The following is a 13,862-nucleotide window of genomic DNA, read 5'->3' on the forward strand; positions in this document are numbered from 1 at the left end:
AGGAGGCCCGCCATGCAGACCCACCTTTCGCCCGCGTTTCTGGGCAGCGCCGCCGGGCAGGAGGCCGAGGCCATCCTGCGCAAATGCGTGCACTGCGGCTTCTGCACCGCCACCTGTCCCACGTACCAGTTGCTGGGCGACGAGCTCGACGGGCCGCGCGGGCGCATCTACCTGATCAAGCAGGTGCTCGAAGGCCATGCGCCGACACGCGAGACGCAACTGCATCTCGACCGCTGCCTGACCTGCCGCAACTGCGAGACCACCTGCCCCAGCGGCGTGCAATACGGCCACCTGGTCGACATCGGCCGCCAGGCGGTCGATGAGCGCGTGCCGCGTCCCTGGCCCGAACGCATGCAGCGCTGGGCCCTGCGCGAGGGCCTGACTTCGCCCTGGTTCGGCCTGGCCATGCGGCTCGGACAGGGCGTGCGTGGTTGGCTGCCGGCCGCCTGGCGTGCCAAGGTGCCGCCGCGCCGGCCGTCTCGGCCGTGGCCCACGGCACGGTACACCCGCAAGGTGCTGCTGCTGGCCGGCTGCGTGCAGCCCGCGATGATGCCCAACATCAACGTCGCCACCGCCCGTGTGCTCGATGCCGCCGGCATCGAGGTGCGGGTCGCTCCCGCCGCAGGCTGCTGCGGCGCCATCAAGTTCCACCTCGACGACCAGCCCGGCGGCCTGGCCCAGATGCGCGCCAACATCGATGCCTGGTGGCCCCACGTGGCCGATGTCGAGGCCATCGTCATGAATGCCTCGGGCTGCGGCGCCCTGGTTCGCGACTACGGCCATCTGCTGCGCCACGATCCCGCCTATGCCGACAAGGCGGCGCGCATCAGTGCCCTCACGTGCGACCTCAGCGAACTGCTGCCCGACCTGGCCGGTGCGCTGGACGGACGCGTCCGGGGGCGGGGCCGACGGCTGGCTTTCCACCCGCCGTGCACCCTGCAGCATGGACAGCAACTGCGTGGCGGCGTCGAGCGCCATCTTGCGGCGCTGGGTTTCGAGGTTCGCCTGGCCGCCGGCGAGTCTCACCTGTGCTGTGGCTCGGCGGGCACCTATTCCATCCTGCAGCCCGCCCTGGCCGGTCAGTTGCGCGATCGCAAACTGGGCCATCTGGCCGCGCTCGAGCCCGAGATCATCATCTCCGCCAACATCGGCTGCATCGGCCACCTGCAGGGCGGCACGGCGTTGCCGGTGCGCCACTGGGTCGAAGTGCTCGACGATGCAATGGCCGAAGACCCCGGCGCGGCGGGGGCCGGCGCCGCCCGGGGCACGGGGGGCTTGGACTTGGTTCGGCACTGATGCACAATGGTTGCACATCAACTGCCGTGGTTCTGACCGATGACGTTTGAGTTGACGGTACTGGGCTGGACTCTGGTCCTCGCGCTCGTGCAGGTTCTTCTGCCTGCTGCCTGGCGCAACCGGGAAACCGGGCTGGCCTACAACGCGGGTCCGCGCGACGAAGACGGACCGCCGGTCGGGCGTGTCACCGCCCGGCTGCGCCGTGCCCAAAACAATCTCTTCGAAACCCTGCCGCTCTTTGCCGCTGCCGTGCTCATCGCGCATGTGGCCGGCCGCGAAGGCGCGCTGACCGCCTGGGGTGTGTCGCTCTATCTCGGGTCGCGCATCGTCTACGTGCCGCTGTATGCCTGCGGCGTGCCCTACCTGCGCTCGCTGGCCTGGGTGGTGTCGGTCGGCGGCCTGCTGCTGGTGCTGGCGGCTCTCGTGTCCTGAGTTTTTTCATTCTTCCCTATCGATCCCTGCTGATTTGATGGACAAACAACGTATCGACAAGTGGCTCTGGGCCGCGCGTTTCTACAAGACCCGTCGACTGGCGGTCGACGAGATCGATCATGGGCGTGTCAAGGTCAATGGCCAGGCGGCCAAACCCTCGCGCGAAGTCAAGCCGGGCGACGAAGTCAGCCTCCAGCAGGGCGGCGTCACCCGTGTCCTGCACGTGCAGGGCCTGAGCCTGATGCGCGGCCCCGCGCCCGAGGCTCAGAAGCTCTACTCGGAAACCGCCGACAGCATCGCCGCCCGCGAGGCCGCCGCCCAGCAGCGGCGCCTGGCACCCGAGCCCGGCCACAGCCTGTCCGATGGGCGCCCCACCAAACGAGACCGCCGGCAGCTCGACCGGGTGCGCGACAACGACAGGCCCGACGATGCCTGGGGGCATCGCTGGTCGGCGCAGATCTAGCCGGGGTTCACCTTGGCCGTTCAGTGGGTTGCCGTGGCTGCCAGGTCGTCCCATATCGCGGCAGAGCCCATGCGGCGGCTGAGGCCCATGCGGCAGGCCAGTTCGAACGCGTGCCCCATGGCGGTGGCCTGAGCCGTGCCCTGGCCGACGATGTCGTAGGCCGTGCCGTGTGCGGGTGTGGTGATGGGGATGGGCAATCCGCCCTCCACCGTCACACCGATGTCGAAGCCCAGCAACTTGGTGGCGATCTGGCCCTGGTCGTGGTACATCGTCACGATGCCGTCGAATTGACCTTTCCGTGCCCGGACGAAGATCGTATCGGCAGGATAGGGGCCCTGTGCGGCATATCCGAGCTCATGCGCCAGGGCCATGCCCGGCGTGATGACACGGCTTTCTTCGTCGCCATAGTTGCCGTTGTCGCCGTTGTGGGGATTGAGTCCGCACACGCCGATGCGCGGGCGAGGCGTGCCGGCAGCGCGCAAGGCCTCGGTGAGCATGCGGATTGCCTCGGCCACACCGTGTGCCGTCAGCAAGCCGGATACTGCACTCAGCGGTACGTGCGACGTCACGCGTGCGGTCCAAAGCGGCCCCAGCACGTTGAATTCGCCGCAAGGCCCTGAATGGCGCAGCAACTGGGCAAACCAGCGCAGCTCGTCTTCCTCGGCCATGCCGCCCAGGCGCAGCGCGCTTTTGTTGAGAGGCGCAAAACACAGGGCATCGGCCAACCCACGTTCCACCAGCCAGGCCCCGAGGGTCAGACTGTCGAGCATGTGGCGGCCGTTGGCCGCACTGGTTTCGGCGGGCGGCAGGCTGGCGCTGCGTCCGTCCCAGTTCATCATCTGCAGGCCATCACCGGGTTGTATCGGCGCCAGGCCTGCAGCTTTTGCACCTGCCTGCAGTGCGCTGTCGCTGGCAATCAACAGGATGTCTGCACGCCGGCGGTTCGCCGGGTCGGCCAGCAGTCGGGTGACGATTTCGGGGCCGATGCCGGCAGGGTCGCCCAGTGTCAGTGCAATGCGTGGAATCATGGTAAGGCGCTCCCGGTCAGTCGAGGGTGAGGTGCTGTTGGCGGATGAGGGCGCCGAAGCGGTCGAAATCGGCGGACTGCCGGACGATGAACTGCTCGCGACTCAGTGTGGATGGGCTGCCGCCCATGGCCTTGAGATTCACTTGCACGGTGGGTGAACGCAGGATGGTGTCGAGCATCCGCTCCAGGCGTTCCAGCACATGTGACGGCGTCGCCGTGGGTGCATAAAGTGCATACCATGTGCTCATCTCGGCGCCGTTGATGCCCAGTTCGTCCAGCGTCGGCACATGCGGCAGTTCGTCGCTGCGTTGTGCGGTGGTGACGGCCAGGGCGCGGAATTTGCCGGATTTGATCAGTGCCATGGCCGAAGAGCTGGTGTCGAGCATGAGCTCGACCTGACCGGACAGGATGTCCTGATGCGCCTGCGCGCTGCCCTTGTAGGGCACATGGATCAGGCGGGTGCCGGTGGCCGCCATGAACAGTTCCCCGGCGATGTGCTGCACGCTGCCGATGCCAGACGATGCGTACCGCAAGCCCTCGGGTCGTGCCTTCAGTTCGGCCAGCAGCCCGCCGACGTCTTGGAAGCCCGACGAGTCGGGCACGATCAGCACGTGGGGCACCACCATCACCATGCCGATGGGCGTGAGCTGGCGCAGCGGGTCGAATCCCAGTTTCATCAGGTGGGGTGCGATGACCTGGGGGGAGTTGGTCGCGACCAGCAGGGTGTAGCCATCGGCCGGCGCCCTGGCTGTCAGATCGGCCGCAATGGTGTTGGCCGCACCGGGCCGGTTGTCGACGATCACGGACTGACCGAGCAGTGAGCCGAGGCGTTCGGCCAACAGCCGTGCAACCCTGTCGGTGCCACCTCCCGGCGACGCCCCGACGTTGATATGCACGGGCCTGCTCGGCCAGGCTTCCTGGGCCAGTGCGACGGGGACGGTATGGGTCAGTGCAACGGCGAGTGCGAGCCGTCGCGCATGCGCAGCGATCATGGTCAGTCTCCTCTGAATCGTGTGTTGGTTGGGTGCCTGAGGGCACTTTAGAACCACACGTTCAGCGCATCCATCGCCGTTTTCTTCAATCAGGATTCGTGGTTTGGGTACACCCAGGCGTCAGCAGTGAAATCACGGCCGTCGCAGCCGTGGCTAACGCGGTGCCGATCTGATGGCCGAGCAGGAAATGTCGCTGGGGCCACTCACCGGTAATGGCCAATGCGTGCACGGCATGGCCTGGCATGAACGACTGCGCCACGGCGTGGGGCATCACCCCGATCCCCACGCCCTGGGCGATCATGGCGACCATGCTGTCGAAGCTGCCGACGCGTATGCGCATGCGCAAGGTCCGGCGGGCTTGCGCAGCCAGGCGGTACAGGGTAGTGGAGATGGCCGAGCCCTCGGTCAATCCGATCAGATCGCGCTGGATGAAGTCGTCCAGGGCCACGTCGCGCAACGAGGCCAACGCGTCGTGGCGATGCACCACCAGGGCCAGGCGGTCGTGGTGGTAGGGCCGTGTCGGCAGGGGCAGGGTGCCGGCAGTGCTCTCGAAGATGCCGATATCGGCCAAGCCGCGTGCCAGCGACTGCAGCACGCCTTGGCTGTTGAGTTCCTGCAGATCGATCTTGATGCCGGGGTACCGGGAATGGCACTGCTGAAGGTCTTGCGGCAGGAACTGCAGCACAGCCGATGTGCAGGCGGCGATGCGGACAACGCCCTGGGTTCCGTGCCGAAAGGCCTGTGCATCGTCCCGCATGCGCGATACCGCATGGGCCACGGTGCGGGCGTGGGCGAGCAAGGCGCTCCCCGCTGCCGTCAACGCCATGCCGTGCGGCATGCGCTGAAACAGGGGTACGCCGAACTGCTGTTCCAGCTCCTTGAGCCGGCGCGAGGCGGCAGCCACGGCCAGCGGCAGGCGTTCGGCTGCGCGTGTGATGTTTCCGGTTTCGGCTGTCTCGATGAACAGCCGAACCGTGACGAGGTCGAAGTGAACGTTGCCGGGCCAGCCATCGGTCTCGGCGTTTTTTGCCGCAGGTGGCACGGGGGGCACAAAAGGCGGTGTCAGGTGCTGTGCACGGAAAGGTGGAACTCGGGGACGTGACGGCATGCGGCGATTGTTGCGACCGGCGATCCCGCCAGCCATCGGGGCTTACGTGGAGCCCGGAAGGTCGGTGGCCTTCACCCCCAGCTGATCGCACAACGCCTGCACCACGCCTTGCAGCGACTGCAGCTCTGCTTCGAGCGCCGCGACGCGGCGGCGCAGCTCGGCCTGGCTGCCATCGGCATCGCCCGCCGCGCCGGCCGCGTCCGCGAGGGCCGTGGTGTCGACCGGCCCGCACAGCAGATGGGCCCAGCGTTGTTCGCGGGCACCGGGAGCGCGCGGCAGTTGCAGCACCAGCGGGCCGCCTTTTTCCTCGCTGCGTTCGGCGAGTTCGTCCAGGAAGGCCTCGACCGACGAGATGTCGGCGAAGCGGTACCAGCGTTCGGCATTCAGGCGCAGTTCGCCGGCCGTCTGGGGGCCGCGCAACATCAGCAGCGCCAGCAGGATGGCGGATTGCTCGGGCACACCGACGCCGCGCTGGAAATTGTGTTCGTAGCGGGTGGCCCGGCCACCGCTGGACTCGACCACCAGGCTGAGCTGGCGCAGACCGGACAGCGCCTCCTGCGCAGCGGTCTCGTCGAGATTCATGATCGGCAGGCGGCTGGTCTTCTGGTTGCAGCCCGACAGCAGGCTGTTGAGGGTCAACGGATAGCTGTCCGGCACGGTGCGCGCCTTCTCCATGAGGGTGGCGAGCACCCGGGCTTCGGGCGGGGTCAGGGAACGGAGAGCGGGCATGGGCAGGTATCGGATGACAGGGCGTTGGCCCAGGGCAGGCAAGGCCGGCGGAAGGGGCCGCCGGGGCGTGGCCGCAGGCGACGGGCGAGGGTTAGCGGCCGGCGGAGGGCGGAGGCTGGGATAATCCTGCCTCCGCCATCCGCCGGGGTCCGCTTTGCGCACCCGGCTCGGGGCCGTCCGCTCATGGACGGTCCATGGCGGCGTCAACCAAGCATGCCATGAAAAACATCGTCATCCTGATATCCGGCACCGGCTCCAACATGGCTGCGATCGTCGAGGCCGCCGAACGCGAGGACTGGGCGGGCCGCTACGGCGCCCGAGTCAACGCCGTGCTCAGCAACCGCGCCGATGCGGCCGGGCTGGACTGGGCCTCGGCCCGGGGCCTGGCGACGGCCGTGGTCGACCACACGGCGCACGCCAGCCGCGAAGCCTTCGATGCCGCCCTGCAGCACGCCATCGACCGTCACCAGCCCACGCTGGTGGTGCTGGCGGGCTTCATGCGTATCCTCACGCCGGGCTTTGTTGCACACTACCGGGAACGCATGCTCAACATCCACCCGTCGCTGCTGCCGGCTTTTGCCGGCCTGCGCACGCACCAGCGTGCGCTCGACGCCGGTTGCAAGCTGGCCGGAGCCACCGTCCACGAAGTCACGCCCGAACTCGACCACGGTCCGATCCTGGCCCAGGCGGCGGTGCCGATCCTGCCGGGCGACACCGCGCAGACGCTGGCCGCCCGCGTGCTGACCCAAGAACACCTGATCTATCCGCGCGCCGTGCGCGAAAAGATCCGCACACTCTGAGAAACACCTCTACACCATGCATCCTCAAGCTCTCATCGACATCTGCGGCGAACTGGTCGAACTCGTCCTCAAGTTCGACCACCCTGCCGATTCGGTCGTCTCCCGCTTCTTTCGCGAGCACCGGGCCCTCGGCCCGCGCGAGCGCGCCACGCTGGCCGAGACGGCCTACAACGTGCTGCGGCGCAAGACGCTCTACGAAGCCCTGGTGATGGGTGCTCCCAAGGGCTCGGGCAGCAAATGGCGCCGCCTGGCCATCCTGGGCTTCCACGGACCGCGCGATTTCCTCAAGGGCGGCCTGAACGACGCCGAAAGAGCCTGGATCGACGCCTGCGACAAGGTCGATGTGCGCACCGATTCCACGCTGCTCGACCTGCACCGCCACAACCTGCCGGACTGGCTGGTGCAGCCGATCAAGTCGCAACTGGGCACCGACGGGTTCTGGTCCTATGTCAACGTGGTGAACACGGCCGCTCCGCTGGACCTGCGCGTCAACACCTTCAAGGCCAAACGCAGCGAGGTGCAGAAGGCCCTGGCCAAGGCCGGCATCCAGAGCCAGATCACGCCGTATTCGCCGTGGGGGCTGCGCATCGACGGCAAGCCCGCGCTGACCAAGCTCGAAGCCTTCACCAGCGGCGCCATCGAGGTCCAGGACGAAGGCTCCCAACTGCTGGCTCTGCTGCTCGACGCCAAGCGCGGCGAGATGGTGGCGGATTTCTGCGCGGGTGCGGGCGGCAAGACCCTGGCCATCGGCGCCTCCATGCGCAGCACCGGCCGCCTCTATGCCTTCGATACGTCGGCCCACCGTCTCGATGCGCTCAAGCCGCGCCTGGCGCGCAGCGGGCTGTCGAACGTGCACCCGGCAGCCATCGCCCACGAGCGCGACGAGCGCATCAAGCGCCTGGCCGGCAAGATGGACCGGGTGCTGGTCGATGCGCCCTGCTCGGGCCTGGGGACGCTGCGCCGCAACCCCGACCTGAAGTGGCGCCAGTCGCCCCAGGCGGTGCTCGAACTGGTGGCCAAGCAGACGGCCATCCTCGATTCGGCGGCCCGCCTCGTCAAGGGCGGCGGTCGCCTGGTGTACGCCACCTGCAGCGTGCTGCCGGCCGAAAACGAAGACATCGCCGCCGCTTTCTCGCTGGCCCACCCCGACTTCGAACTGCTGCCGGCGGCTGAACTTCTGACGGAACTCAAGGTCGAAGGGGCACAGGATCTGTGCGCCGGCGAAGCGGGCGAGTACCTGCGCCTGTGGCCCCAGCGCCATGGCACCGACGGCTTCTTTGCCGCGGTCTGGCAACGCAAGGCCTGAGTTCGCGGCGCTGCCGTCCCTCTACCGATTCACAGCGACGGCGACGTTGCCTAGAATCGACGATGTCGCGGCGCGCGGCGTGCCCGTCCGGGCGACGCGATGCCGTCCTGCAGGCCGCAGTCAGGGCCTGGCTTTTTTTGCGATGCCGGGTGCCGCCGCCGTTTCCGCTGCGGCCCCAAGGAAACAGGCCTTATGTCCGTGATCGATACCCCCTTTGTCTACGGTTTGCTGCAGTGGCTCGATGCCGGCTTGCTCGATTTCAACGGGTGGGAAATCGCACTCTATGTGCTGATCACCACCCACATCACCATTGCCGCGGTCACCATCTTCCTGCACCGCTCGCAAGCCCACCGTTCGCTGGATCTGCACCCGGCGGTCATGCATTTCTTCCGTTTCTGGCTCTGGATCGGAACCGGCATGGTGACCAAGGAGTGGGTGGCCATCCACCGCAAGCACCACGCCAAGTGCGAGACCGAAGAAGACCCGCACAGTCCGCAGACCCGGGGCATCGACGAGGTGTTCTGGCGCGGCGCCGAGCTGTACCGCAAGGAAACGGGCAACGCCGAGACCATGCGGAAGTTCGGCCACGGCACGCCCAGCGACTGGCTCGAGGACAAGCTCTACAGCCGCTACAGCGCGCTGGGCATCAGCCTCATGCTGATCCTGAACGTGGCGCTGTTCGGCGCCATCGGCCTCACCGTGTGGGCCATCCAGATGGCCTGGATCCCGTTCTGGGCCGCCGGCGTGGTCAACGGCCTGGGCCATTACATCGGCTACCGCAACTTCGAGGCCGCCGACGCCAGCACCAACCTCGTGCCCTGGGGCATCGTCATCGGCGGCGAGGAACTGCACAACAACCACCACACCTATCCGACCTCGGCCAAGTTCTCGGTCAAGCCGTACGAGTTCGACATCTGCTGGGGCTATATCGTGGCACTGCAGAAGCTGGGTCTGGCCAAGGTGCGCAAGACGGCGCCCAAGCTGCGCCTGGGTGCCGTGCAGCCGGTGGCCGACGAGAAGACGCTCGAGGCGGTGATCGCCAACCGCTACGAAGTCATGGCCCGCTATGCGCAGGAAATGCGCCGCGCCTGCCAGGCCGAGATCGCCGTGCTCAAGGCCCGCGGTGCCGACATCGGCGTCCTGAAGATCGCCAACCGCTGGCTGCACCGCGACGACGAAAAGGTGCCGGCCGAGGTGCGGGAGCATCTGCTCCAGGCACGGGCCGAACACCCCATCCTCGATCAGATGCACGCCATGCGCGAGGAACTGCGCACCATGTGGCAGAGCACGACCCGCAGCCGCGAACAGCTGGCAGCCGATCTGCAGGCCTGGTGCCACCGCGCCGAGCAAAGCGGCATTGCGGCGCTGCACGAGTTCTCGTTGCGGTTGCGCGCGGCCCAGGTCTAGTCCTTTCGGGCCCTGGCGACAGAGCCTCCGGCCGGCAGGCCACGGCGGCTGGGCCGGTAGCCGGTAGCCGCGAGCGCGATCAGGCGCCGCAGGCCGGACGCGCCGTCGACCTTGCCGCCGTCGAGGCCTCACGGCGCAGGCGACGTGCGACCCAGGTGCCGCAGCGGGCCAGCCAGCCCGGCCGTGGCGCCGGTGACGCCAGCATCAGCAGGGCCGGCGTGCCGGATTCCAGGGCGACCCAGGTCGGCAGGCCGTCCTGTCCGCCCGGCAGCATCTGTCCCGCCTCCAGCCACTGGCCCAGGCCGTGCAGAACCTGTCCCCAGACGTTGGGGCCTCCGGCCACATGCACACGGCCTTCCAGGCACAGCAGGACCGTGCCCGGCGCGAGGCACAGCGTGGTGCGCAGGCCGGCTGCCAGCCGGATCGGCGTGGCGACGGCGTCGGGCGCCAGATTGGGCCGCGGCGGCGAGGCCGGGGTGGCGAGGACGGATGAACCGGGGGATGAATCCGGCGTTTGCAGAGGCGCTTGCAGGGACGTTTGCATGATGGTTCTCGGGGCGATGGCCCGTCTTCTTCGGGAGCCTCCAGCATAAAAAATCGCAACCTGTTCGGGCAGATACAGCCGGGTGGCCGGCCGACCATGACAGTTCCGGTTTTTCGGCTGCTGTTATGGCTGTTTTGATCGAACGCTGTATCTGTCCATCTGTTCCGGTACAGGGCATGATGGCGACCTTGACGTCCTGTCTGCCCGTAAGCACACCATGTCCCGTGATTCCGAGTCCCGTCGACCCCCGCTCTATCGCCAGCTCGCCGGCCTGTACGAGCAGGCCATGGCCAGCGGCAGCCTGCAGCCGGGCATGCAGATGCCCTCGGTGCGCGAACTGCGGCAGCGCCACGGCGTGAGCCTGTCGACGGCGCTGCAGGTCTTGCGCCACCTCGAGGACAGCGGCCGTGTCGAGGCCCGGGCGCGGGTCGGCTACTTTGTCCGGGCTCCTGCGGTGTCGGCGCTGGCGGCGGCCCGCGAGCCGGAGCTGCTCGAGCCCCTGGCCCCGGACCCCGGTGTCTTTGCCGGCATCAACGAGCGCATTTCGGTCATTCTCGACAAGGCCATGCGTGCCTTGCCGTTGCGGGTCGACCTGGGCAGCGCGATGCCGGCGCCCAGCCTGTTCGACGCCGAGGCGCTGAACCGGCAAGCCATGCGCCTGCTGCGTGAACAGCCCGATGTGCTGGTGCTCGGCCCCTCGGCACCGGCGACCCATGCGGAGTTCCAGCAGGCCATGGCCCACCACGCCCTCACGTTCGGCCTTGGCCTGGTGCCGGCCGACATCACCGCGACCAGCGGCAACTCCGAGGCCGTCAACCTGGCCCTCGATGCGGTGGCCCAGCCGGGCGATGTCGTCGCGGTCGAATCGCCGACCTTCTACGGCATCCTGCAGGCCATCGAGATCCAGGGTCTGAGGGCGCTCGAGATTCCCAGCAGCCCCCAGACCGGCATGTCGCTCGAGGCGCTCGAACTGGCCGCCCGCAACGAGCCCCGCCTCAAGGCCGTGGTGGTGGTTCCCCACCTCCAGATGCCCTTGGGCAGCATCATGCCCGACGACCACAAGCAGCGGCTGGTGCGGCTGTGCCGCGAATACGGCCTGGCGCTGATCGAGGACGACATCTACCGCGAATTCCTCGACGTGCCGCAGGTGCCCAGGCCGGCCAAGTCGTGGGATCTGCCCGGCGCCCAGGGCTGCGTGATCTATTGCGCATCGCTGAGCAAGAGTTTTGCCCCCGGCCTCCGGCAGGGCTGGATGACGGCCGGGCGCTGGCAGGCACGGGTGCAGATGCTCAAGTTCGCCCGCTCGCGCAACATGCCGAGCTGGTCGCAACTGCTGGCCGCGCGCAGCGTCGACACACCGGCCTACGACCGGCACCTGCGGCGCATGCGGGCGCAGTTGCGTATCCAGCGGGATCAGGCCGCGGCCGCCATCGTGCGGTATTTCCCGCCGGGCATCCGCATGAGCCTGCCGCCGGGCGGACTCAGCCTGTGGATGGAGCTGCCGGGCGGTCTGTCGGGCACCCGCCTGTTCGATCTGGCGCTGGCGCAGGGCATCCGTGTGGCCCCCGGCGCCATGTTCTCGAACACGGGCCGCTACGAACACTTCCTGCGCCTGAGCTGCGGTGTGCCCTTCACCCCCGAGGTCGAGGCCGCTTACCGCACCCTGGGCGAGCTGATGGCCCAGGAGCTCGGTCAGGGTCGGCTGGCCGCCTGAGCGGACGAAAAAAACCGCCTGGCATGACACCGGGCGGTTTTCGATGGGAAGGCGCCGAATTACTTCAGCTTCACTTCCTTGTAGTCCACATGCTTGCGAGCCTTCGGATCAAACTTGCTGATCAGCATTTTCTCGGGCGTGGTCTTCTTGTTTTTGGTGGTCGTGTAGAAGTGACCGGTGCCGGCAGTGGATTCCAGCTTGATTTTTTCGCGTCCGCCTTTAGCAGCCATGTTGCTTCTCCTTAAGCTTCACCGCGTGCGCGCAGGTCTGCGAGCACAGCTTCAATACCGTTCTTGTCGATCAGGCGCAGAGCAGCGCTCGACACGCGCAGGCGAACCCAGCGGTTTTCGTTCTCGACCCAGAAACGACGGTATTGCAGGTTCGGCAGGAACCGGCGCTTGGTTTTGTTGTTGGCATGGGAAACATTGTTCCCGACCATGGGCTTCTTGCCCGTGACGTCACATACGCGTGCCATGGAGCACTCTCCGAAAGTTCATGACTCACACCGCACGAAGGCGGCGTACAACGCTGGCGCATCCTCGAGGGATGGGTTGTTGCCAGCGCACCTCGCTGCGGGATCCGCGCCGTGCCTGAAACTCCAGACGCGGTGCGCATGCAGGGGGCTCATCCGATCACCGGCCTTGTCGGCCAGTCCTCTTTCATGAGCGCTGCGTGTGTCGATCCCCAGCGGTTCGATCATTCGCCACCCTTGTGCCTAAAAATCAGGCATTCAGATGCAGCAAAGCCCGCCATTATAGCGGGAGGGCCGATTTGTGACCAGTGCCCATGGCACAGGCGTTGCGCCCATGCCAAGCCGGGCGCGCAAACGGTGTTCGATCGGTGTCCGAACGACGTCGGATCAGTTGTCCTGCTGTTCCAGGAAACGCTGGGCATCGAGGGCGGCCATGCAGCCGGTGCCGGCGCTGGTGATGGCCTGGCGGTAGACGTGATCCTGCACGTCGCCGGCCGCGAACACGCCGGGCACGCTGGTCTGGGTGGCAAAACCCTGCAGGCCGCTGCGGGTGACGATATAGCCGTCCTTCATCTCCAACTGGCCCTGGAAGATGTCGGTGTTGGGGTGGTGGCCGATGGCGATGAAACAGCCCTTGAGCGCCAGATCCTCGGTGCTGTCGTCCTGGGTGCTCTTGAGGCGCACGCCGGTCACGCCCGACTTGTCGCCGAGCACTTCCTCGAGCGTGTAGTGCACCTTGAGCTCGATCTTGCCCTCTTTCACCTTCTCGGCCACCTTGTCGACCAGGATCGGCTCGGCCTTGAACTTGTCGCGGCGGTGGATCAGGTAGACCTTCTTGGCGATGTTCGAGAGGTAGAGCGCCTCCTCGACCGCGGTGTTGCCGCCGCCGACCACGCAGACCGTTTCGTCACGGTAGAAAAAGCCGTCGCAGGTGGCGCAGCCCGACACGCCGCGGCCCATGAAGGCCTGTTCGGAGTCCAGTCCCAGGTACTTGGCCGAGGCGCCGGTGGCCAGGATGAGCGAGTCGCAGGTGTAGGTACCGCTGTCGCCCGTCAGGGTGAAGGGGCGCTTGCTGAAGTCGACGCTGCCGATCTGGTCGAAGATGATCTGGGTCTTGAAGCGCTCGGCATGCTCCAGGAAACGCTGCATCAGTTCGGGGCCCTGCACGCCCATGACATCGGCGGGCCAGTTGTCCACTTCGGTGGTGGTCATGAGCTGGCCGCCCTGCGCCATGCCGGTGATCAGCACGGGCTGCAGGTTGGCGCGTGCCGCATAGATCGCCGCGGTATAGCCCGCAGGGCCGGAGCCGAGGATCAGGACTTTGGCGTGCTGGACGGGAGTGCTCATGGTGATGTCTTTTCTGTATAAGGGTAAAAATCGGTCAGGCGGGCATTACACAACCAGATCGGTGCGATCGGCCGGGCTTCCAGTGCAAAGATGCCAATGGCAGCGATAGCCCCTGCACGCCGGGCGCTGGCCAGCCGGTGGCGTGCGACGGGTCGCACGGCGGCACGGCAGGGCCGATGGTGTCCATTTTAGGAAACCCAGGAACGGGGCGTCCCCATGCCCCGC

15 protein-coding genes are annotated in these 13,862 nt (G+C 67.2%); 7 read left to right on the forward strand and 8 right to left on the reverse strand.

The features are described 5' to 3' along the window. Positions 1 to 12 precede the first annotated feature (12 nt). The 3 genes from glcF to EC845_RS21735 are packed head-to-tail and all read left to right on the forward strand — an operon-like array spanning position 13 to position 2,191. Positions 13 to 1,296 carry a glycolate oxidase subunit GlcF gene (gene glcF / locus EC845_RS21725; RefSeq protein ID WP_123300515.1) on the forward strand — a complete coding sequence of 428 codons (1,284 nt, stop codon included), beginning with the start codon at positions 13 to 15 and terminating at the stop codon, positions 1,294 to 1,296. A gap of 39 nt (positions 1,297 to 1,335) precedes the next feature. Then, on the forward strand, positions 1,336 to 1,728 hold the full coding sequence (locus EC845_RS21730; protein ID WP_123300517.1) for an MAPEG family protein: 393 nt from the start codon (positions 1,336 to 1,338) through the stop codon (positions 1,726 to 1,728). 37 nt (positions 1,729 to 1,765) lie between these two features. Then, positions 1,766 to 2,191 carry an RNA-binding S4 domain-containing protein gene (locus tag EC845_RS21735; RefSeq protein ID WP_123300519.1) on the forward strand — a complete coding sequence of 142 codons (426 nt, stop codon included), beginning with the start codon at positions 1,766 to 1,768 and terminating at the stop codon, positions 2,189 to 2,191. Between the two features lie 20 nt (positions 2,192 to 2,211). Here the strand turns inward: EC845_RS21735 and EC845_RS21740 are convergent, their stop codons facing one another. From EC845_RS21740 to EC845_RS21755, 4 genes are all read right to left on the reverse strand, one after another. Beyond that, a complete protein-coding gene (locus EC845_RS21740; protein WP_123300520.1) occupies positions 2,212 to 3,219 on the reverse strand; it encodes a 4-hydroxythreonine-4-phosphate dehydrogenase PdxA in 1,008 nt (335 codons plus the stop codon). 16 nt (positions 3,220 to 3,235) lie between these two features. Further along, positions 3,236 to 4,210, reverse strand: coding sequence for a tripartite tricarboxylate transporter substrate binding protein (locus EC845_RS21745; protein ID WP_123300522.1), 975 nt, complete (start codon positions 4,208 to 4,210; stop codon positions 3,236 to 3,238). A gap of 85 nt (positions 4,211 to 4,295) precedes the next feature. Beyond that, on the reverse strand, positions 4,296 to 5,252 hold the full coding sequence (locus EC845_RS21750; RefSeq protein WP_233598217.1) for a LysR family transcriptional regulator: 957 nt from the start codon (positions 5,250 to 5,252) through the stop codon (positions 4,296 to 4,298). A 108-nt stretch (positions 5,253 to 5,360) separates the two neighbouring features. Beyond that, positions 5,361 to 6,047: a YceH family protein gene (locus EC845_RS21755; RefSeq protein WP_123300524.1), complete on the reverse strand. Its 687-nt coding sequence runs from the start codon at positions 6,045 to 6,047 to the stop codon at positions 5,361 to 5,363. Between the two features lie 218 nt (positions 6,048 to 6,265). Here EC845_RS21755 and purN point away from each other — a divergent pair, with 218 nt between their 5' ends. The 3 genes from purN (at position 6,266) to EC845_RS21770 (ending at position 9,560) form a co-directional block, all read left to right on the forward strand. After that, positions 6,266 to 6,847: a phosphoribosylglycinamide formyltransferase gene (purN, locus tag EC845_RS21760; RefSeq protein ID WP_123300526.1), complete on the forward strand. Its 582-nt coding sequence runs from the start codon at positions 6,266 to 6,268 to the stop codon at positions 6,845 to 6,847. Between the two features lie 16 nt (positions 6,848 to 6,863). Further along, positions 6,864 to 8,153: an RsmB/NOP family class I SAM-dependent RNA methyltransferase gene (locus EC845_RS21765; RefSeq protein ID WP_123300528.1), complete on the forward strand. Its 1,290-nt coding sequence runs from the start codon at positions 6,864 to 6,866 to the stop codon at positions 8,151 to 8,153. A gap of 192 nt (positions 8,154 to 8,345) precedes the next feature. Beyond that, on the forward strand, positions 8,346 to 9,560 hold the full coding sequence (locus EC845_RS21770) for a fatty acid desaturase (RefSeq protein WP_123300530.1): 1,215 nt from the start codon (positions 8,346 to 8,348) through the stop codon (positions 9,558 to 9,560). Positions 9,561 to 9,639: 79 nt separating this feature from the next. On the opposite strand, the gene EC845_RS21775 is transcribed toward EC845_RS21770, so the two are convergent. Then, positions 9,640 to 10,104 (reverse strand): hypothetical protein, encoded by a 465-nt coding sequence (locus EC845_RS21775; protein WP_123300532.1) that lies wholly within the window; start codon positions 10,102 to 10,104, stop codon positions 9,640 to 9,642. A 217-nt stretch (positions 10,105 to 10,321) separates the two neighbouring features. Between EC845_RS21775 and EC845_RS21780 the strand changes: the two genes are divergently transcribed. Continuing rightward, a complete protein-coding gene (locus EC845_RS21780; RefSeq protein WP_123300534.1) occupies positions 10,322 to 11,818 on the forward strand; it encodes a PLP-dependent aminotransferase family protein in 1,497 nt (498 codons plus the stop codon). A 59-nt stretch (positions 11,819 to 11,877) separates the two neighbouring features. On the opposite strand, the gene rpmG is transcribed toward EC845_RS21780, so the two are convergent. From rpmG to trxB, 3 genes are all read right to left on the reverse strand, one after another. Next, entirely contained in the window at positions 11,878 to 12,048 is a 171-nt protein-coding gene (gene rpmG / locus EC845_RS21785) for a 50S ribosomal protein L33 (RefSeq protein WP_123300536.1), read from the reverse strand. A gap of 11 nt (positions 12,049 to 12,059) precedes the next feature. Then, positions 12,060 to 12,293, reverse strand: a complete 234-nt coding sequence (gene rpmB / locus EC845_RS21790) for a 50S ribosomal protein L28 (RefSeq protein ID WP_123300538.1) — start codon at positions 12,291 to 12,293, stop codon at positions 12,060 to 12,062. A gap of 384 nt (positions 12,294 to 12,677) precedes the next feature. After that, complete coding sequence (trxB, locus tag EC845_RS21795; RefSeq protein WP_123300541.1) at positions 12,678 to 13,637, reverse strand: thioredoxin-disulfide reductase; 960 nt, start codon at positions 13,635 to 13,637, stop codon at positions 12,678 to 12,680. Positions 13,638 to 13,862: the final 225 nt, after the last annotated feature.

The organism is Comamonas sp. BIGb0124 (assembly GCF_003752175.1).
GTDB lineage: Bacteria > Pseudomonadota > Gammaproteobacteria > Burkholderiales > Burkholderiaceae_C > Comamonas_F.

Coding starts and splice junctions, on each gene's coding strand:
- rpmG (WP_123300536.1), bottom strand. CDS start 12,048: ATGGCTGCTAAAGGCGGACGCGAAAAAATCAAGCTGGAATCCACTGCC.
- EC845_RS21745 (WP_123300522.1), bottom strand. CDS start 4,210: ATGATCGCTGCGCATGCGCGACGGCTCGCACTCGCCGTTGCACTGACC.
- EC845_RS21765 (WP_123300528.1), top strand. CDS start 6,864: ATGCATCCTCAAGCTCTCATCGACATCTGCGGCGAACTGGTCGAACTC.
- EC845_RS21755 (WP_123300524.1), bottom strand. CDS start 6,047: ATGCCCGCTCTCCGTTCCCTGACCCCGCCCGAAGCCCGGGTGCTCGCC.
- glcF (WP_123300515.1), top strand. CDS start 13: ATGCAGACCCACCTTTCGCCCGCGTTTCTGGGCAGCGCCGCCGGGCAG.
- EC845_RS21775 (WP_123300532.1), bottom strand. CDS start 10,104: ATGCAAACGTCCCTGCAAGCGCCTCTGCAAACGCCGGATTCATCCCCC.
- purN (WP_123300526.1), top strand. CDS start 6,266: ATGAAAAACATCGTCATCCTGATATCCGGCACCGGCTCCAACATGGCT.
- EC845_RS21735 (WP_123300519.1), top strand. CDS start 1,766: ATGGACAAACAACGTATCGACAAGTGGCTCTGGGCCGCGCGTTTCTAC.
- EC845_RS21770 (WP_123300530.1), top strand. CDS start 8,346: ATGTCCGTGATCGATACCCCCTTTGTCTACGGTTTGCTGCAGTGGCTC.
- EC845_RS21740 (WP_123300520.1), bottom strand. CDS start 3,219: ATGATTCCACGCATTGCACTGACACTGGGCGACCCTGCCGGCATCGGC.
- trxB (WP_123300541.1), bottom strand. CDS start 13,637: ATGAGCACTCCCGTCCAGCACGCCAAAGTCCTGATCCTCGGCTCCGGC.
- EC845_RS21730 (WP_123300517.1), top strand. CDS start 1,336: ATGACGTTTGAGTTGACGGTACTGGGCTGGACTCTGGTCCTCGCGCTC.
- EC845_RS21780 (WP_123300534.1), top strand. CDS start 10,322: ATGTCCCGTGATTCCGAGTCCCGTCGACCCCCGCTCTATCGCCAGCTC.
- rpmB (WP_123300538.1), bottom strand. CDS start 12,293: ATGGCACGCGTATGTGACGTCACGGGCAAGAAGCCCATGGTCGGGAAC.